General features: G+C 67.6%; 6 protein-coding genes. 3 read left to right on the top strand and 3 right to left on the bottom strand.

From position 1 onward, the window contains the following. Nucleotides 1-246, top strand: a 246-nt coding sequence (locus tag JHC57_RS21420) for a signal peptidase II (RefSeq protein ID WP_294032607.1), incomplete at its 5' end; no start/stop codon positions are given. A 26-nt stretch (nucleotides 247-272) separates the two neighbouring features. Continuing rightward, nucleotides 273-692, top strand: a complete 420-nt coding sequence (locus tag JHC57_RS21415) for a DUF3035 domain-containing protein (protein WP_294032606.1) — start codon at nucleotides 273-275, stop codon at nucleotides 690-692. Between the two features lie 57 nt (nucleotides 693-749). On the opposite strand, the gene JHC57_RS21410 is transcribed toward JHC57_RS21415, so the two are convergent. Continuing rightward, a complete protein-coding gene (locus JHC57_RS21410; RefSeq protein WP_294032605.1) occupies nucleotides 750-1109 on the bottom strand; it encodes a helix-turn-helix domain-containing protein in 360 nt (119 codons plus the stop codon). Nucleotides 1110-1191: 82 nt separating this feature from the next. Here JHC57_RS21410 and JHC57_RS21405 point away from each other — a divergent pair, with 82 nt between their 5' ends. Continuing rightward, nucleotides 1192-1728 (top strand): PaaI family thioesterase, encoded by a 537-nt coding sequence (locus JHC57_RS21405; protein ID WP_294032604.1) that lies wholly within the window; start codon nucleotides 1192-1194, stop codon nucleotides 1726-1728. 3 nt (nucleotides 1729-1731) lie between these two features. Here the strand turns inward: JHC57_RS21405 and JHC57_RS21400 are convergent, their stop codons facing one another. Beyond that, complete coding sequence (locus JHC57_RS21400; RefSeq protein WP_294032603.1) at nucleotides 1732-2400, bottom strand: hypothetical protein; 669 nt, start codon at nucleotides 2398-2400, stop codon at nucleotides 1732-1734. 31 nt (nucleotides 2401-2431) lie between these two features. Further along, nucleotides 2432-4342: 1-deoxy-D-xylulose-5-phosphate synthase (gene dxs / locus JHC57_RS21395; protein WP_294032602.1), on the bottom strand; the 1911-nt coding region annotated here is incomplete at its 5' end.

The following is a 4342-nucleotide window of genomic DNA, read 5'->3' as shown; positions in this document are numbered from 1 at the left end:
CAGGCGAAGGGCGACGTGATCGCGCTCGCGATGATCCTCGGCGGCGCGCTCGGCAATATCGTCGACCGCGTGCGCTTCGGCTATGTCGTCGATTTCGCCGACCTGCACATCGGCGAATTCCGCCCCTTCATGATCTTCAACGTCGCCGATGCGTGCATCACGCTCGGCGTGCTTTTGCTGGTTGCGCGCGCGCTGCTCTTGGGCGAAAAGGCCCCAGCCGCGGGCGCCACGCCGTCCGCCGAGTAAACGGGGCGCATTGGGAGTATTTTAGAGTGAACCGGACCACCGCCATTTTGGCCGCCTCGATCCTTGCCACGACGCTGTCGGCCTGCGGGTCGAACAGCCTGTTCAGCCGCGACCGTCCCGACGAGATGATGGTGTCGCGTCAGGCGCCGCTCGTCGTACCGCCCGATTTCGCGCTGACCCCGCCGGCCCCCGGCACCGCGCGCCCCGGCGGCGAATCGACCGCCGAGCAGACGCTGCGCGCGCTCTTCGGCGGCGCGTCGCAGCGCAGCGCGAGCGAAACGCAGATCATCGGCAGCGCCGACGGCGCACGCGCCGACCCGGGCATCCGCAGCCAGGTCGGCAGCCCCGACACGCAGGTCGTCGACAAGGGCCTCGTCGTCCGCGACATCCTCGCCGCGCCCGAAGGCGACGGCCGCGACGCGCAGGCGGCGATCCCCGGCGCATGAGGCATTCCGTTTCGGCTCGCTGAAACCGAGCCGCACCGGCCCGCCCTGACCGACATTCTAATAGACCGACGGCCCGGCATCGCCCGGGCCCTTTTCCTTTGCCCGGCGCGGCAACCATTCGTCGCCCCACGCCTTGATCGCGTCATATGTGGGGCGCAGCGCCTGCCCCGCGGGCGTCAACCGGTACAGGGCGCGCTTGCCCTCGGGCGGAACGCGCTCGAGCACCCCCGCCTCGACCATCCAGCCGAGCCGCGAGGTCAGCGCGGCGCGCGAAATGTCGAGCCGTGCGATAAAATCCTCGAACCGGTCGAACCCCAGAAACGCCTCGCGCAGGATCAACAGAACCCAGCGGTCACCGAGCAGGCGCGACGCGCGGCCGACCGCGCACGGCGACCTTGATGGCGTATAATCCTTCATCAGTCTGGATTTAAGACTTGACGCCACGGGGCGCAAGCGGCGACAATGTCTGCAACCCAGACTAACAGGATCGATTCTCCCCATGCGCGGACACCGCTTTGCCAGCAACGACGAAGCCGTCGCCTATATGAAGCGCGTCGCGGTCGAGGCGTCGGGCTTCACCGCCTTTCTCGGCGTCGAACCGCTCCGCTGTTTCGACGGCGAATCAGAGCTGCTGCTCGCACTGCGCCCCGACATGACGCAGCATCACGGCTATGCCCATGGCGCGATCGTCGGGCTGATGGCCGACAACGCCTGCGCATGGGCGGCATCAAGCGTCGTCGGCGACGTCGTCACGGGCAGCTATACGATCAACTTCCTCGCGCCCGCGCGGGGCAGCCGGCTGCGCGCCCGCGGCAGCGTGATCAAGGCGGGCAAGCGGCAGGCGATCGTACGCGCCGACGTCTGGGCCGAAAGCGACGGCGAGGAGCCGCGCCGCTGCGCGATCGCGCAAGCGACGATCGTTCCGGTCGCGGTCGACAGCCCGCCCGCGCCCGTCCCGCACGACAACTCCACATGCCTCACCTGCGCCGCGATCGAGGCGGCGCACGTCGCCGACCCGGCGCGCGAGGATGCCTGACGATCAGGCGAATATCAGCGAAACGAGGATAAAACCGGCGAGCGCCTCGACCATCGCGCGTGACGCCTGAAGCGCAGCGCGCCAGCGGCTGACGCGCAGATGCTGCGCGAACCAGAATATCTGCAAGGTTCCGAACCACAGCAACGCGAAGACCAGCAGCACGAGGCCCGCGAGCTTCCATTCGACCGCCTCCAGCCGCATCAGGATCGACGACAGCCCGACCATCAGCGCAAAGGGCGCGGTGGCATAGCATTGGCTGTAAAAGGGCGGCTTCAGCGGCGCGCGGTCGATCTTCACATGCCGCGCGCGAACCAGCCGCGCCGCCATCACCAGCGGAAAGATGCTGAAGAAGGCGACGCGCATCAGGATGAAGGTCGAATCATCGTCGACCAGCGCGCCAAGCCCCGTCTTGTCGAGCACCACCGCGCTCTGCCCGACGAGCGACAGTTCGAGCGCGTGGCTGAGCACGAGCGTCAGCAGCAGGAACAGGGGCGGCGACAGCGTATCGGTATATTGCCGCTCGGCCGGGTCACCGAGTTCGGCGTCCGAATAATCCATCATCCTGAGCGGATGACGCAACGCGCGCCACAGCGTCACCGGATAGAAGACCAGCCACGACATGACCTCATAGAGAAGCTCGTCGAGCTGCTGGATCAGTTTCAGGAAGTCCATGCCGCGCCCCCTGCCCCGGCCGGCATTCAGACTAGGCCCGTGCGCCCGCCTCTTCGACCCCGGCACTGTTGTGGCGCAGCGCCTTCAGGACGCAATCGACGATCTGCGGCGCGTTGAGGCCGGCCTGATCATATTGCAGTTCGGGCTTGTCCTGATCCTGGAACATGTCGGGCAGGCGCATCGTCCTGAGCTTCAGCCCCGCGTCGATCAGCCCCTCGTCGCTCGCAAGCGTCAGCACATGCGCGCCGAGGCCGCCGACGCTGCCTTCCTCGATCGTCACGCACACCTCGTGGCTCGCGAGCGTCTTGCGGATCAGTTCCTCGTCGAGCGGCTTGGCGAAGCGCAGGTCGATCACGCTCGTCGACAGGCCCCTCGCCTCCAGCGTGTCCGCCGCCTTCAACGCCTCGGCGAGCCGTGTGCCGAGCGACAGGATCGCGACGGTCTTGCCCGCGCGGACAACGCGGCCCTTGCCGATCTCGAGCTTTTGCGGAACGTCGGGCAGCGGCACGCCGGTGCCGCCCCCGCGCGGATAGCGGAAGGCGATGGGCCCCGCGTCATATTCGGCGGCGGTATAGGTCATATGGACGAGCTCGGCCTCGTCGGCCGCCGCCATCACCACCATGTTCGGCAGCGTCGCGAGATAGGTGACGTCGAACGAGCCCGCGTGCGTCGAGCCGTCGGCGCCGACGAGCCCGGCGCGGTCGATCGCGAAGCGCACCGGCAGGTTCTGGATCGCCACGTCGTGGACGACCTGGTCGTAGCCGCGCTGGAGGAAGGTCGAATAGATCGCCGCGAACGGCCGCATCCCCTGCGCCGCGAGCCCCGCCGCGAAGGTCACCGCATGCTGCTCGGCGATGCCGACGTCGAAGGCCCTTGCCGGATGCGCCTTCGCGAATTTGTCGACGCCGGTTCCCGACGGCATCGCCGCGGTGATCGCGACGATGCGCTTGTCGGTCTCGGCGAGCTTCGCGAGCGTCTCGCCGAAGACATTCTGGTACTGCGGCGGCCCGGGAGGCGCCTTCGCCTGCTCGCCCGTGATGACGTCGAATTTCTGGACGCCATGATATTTGTCGGCGGCGGCCTCGGCAGGCGCATAGCCCTTGCCCTTCACCGTCACCGCATGGATCAGCACCGGACCATGGTCGCTGTCGCGCACATTCTCGAGCACCGGGATCAGATGTTCGAGATTGTGGCCGTCGATCGGCCCGACATAATAGAAGCCCAATTCCTCGAAGAGCGTCCCGCCCATCGCCATGCCGCGCGCGAATTCGTCGGTCTTCTTCGCCGCCTTGTGGAGCGGCTCGGGCAGCTTGCGCGCGAAGCGCCGCGCGATCTCGCGCAGTTCGAGGAAGGGTCGCGACGACACGAGCTTCGCGAGATAGGCCGAAAGCCCGCCGACCGGCGGCGCGATCGACATGTCGTTGTCGTTGAGGATCACGATCAGGCGGTTGCCCGCCTGCTGCGCATTGTTCATCGCCTCATAGGCCATGCCCGCCGACATCGACCCGTCGCCGATCACCGCGATCGCGCGCCCGGGTTCGTCCTTCAGCTTGTTCGCGATCGCGAAGCCCAATGCGGCGCTTATCGAGGTCGAGCTGTGCGCGGCGCCGAACGGGTCATACTCGCTCTCGCTGCGCTTGGTGAAGCCCGACAGCCCGCCGCCGGCCCGCAACGTCCGGATGCGGTCGCGGCGCCCGGTGATGATCTTGTGCGGATAGCATTGGTGGCCGACGTCCCACACGATCTTGTCGCGCGGCGTGTCGAACACATAATGGAGCGCGGTCGTCAGTTCGACGACGCCGAGGCCGGAACCGAGATGGCCGCCCGTCGTGCCGACGGCCGAGATCATCTCGGCGCGCAGCTCGTCGGCGAACTGGCGGAGGTCTTCGGGCTTCAGCTTGCGGAGGTCGGCGGGGACATCCACCGTGTCGAGCAGCGGCGT

Origin of the sequence: Sphingopyxis sp. (assembly GCF_016463645.1) — a bacterium.
Taxonomy (GTDB): Bacteria; Pseudomonadota; Alphaproteobacteria; order Sphingomonadales; family Sphingomonadaceae; genus Sphingopyxis.
The sequence above is the reverse complement of the archived record's forward strand: the minus strand, read 5'-3'. Positions and strand labels throughout refer to the sequence as shown.

Coding starts and splice junctions, on each gene's coding strand:
- JHC57_RS21410 (WP_294032605.1), bottom strand. CDS start 1,109: ATGAAGGATTATACGCCATCAAGGTCGCCGTGCGCGGTCGGCCGCGCG.
- JHC57_RS21405 (WP_294032604.1), top strand. CDS start 1,192: ATGCGCGGACACCGCTTTGCCAGCAACGACGAAGCCGTCGCCTATATG.
- JHC57_RS21400 (WP_294032603.1), bottom strand. CDS start 2,400: ATGGACTTCCTGAAACTGATCCAGCAGCTCGACGAGCTTCTCTATGAG.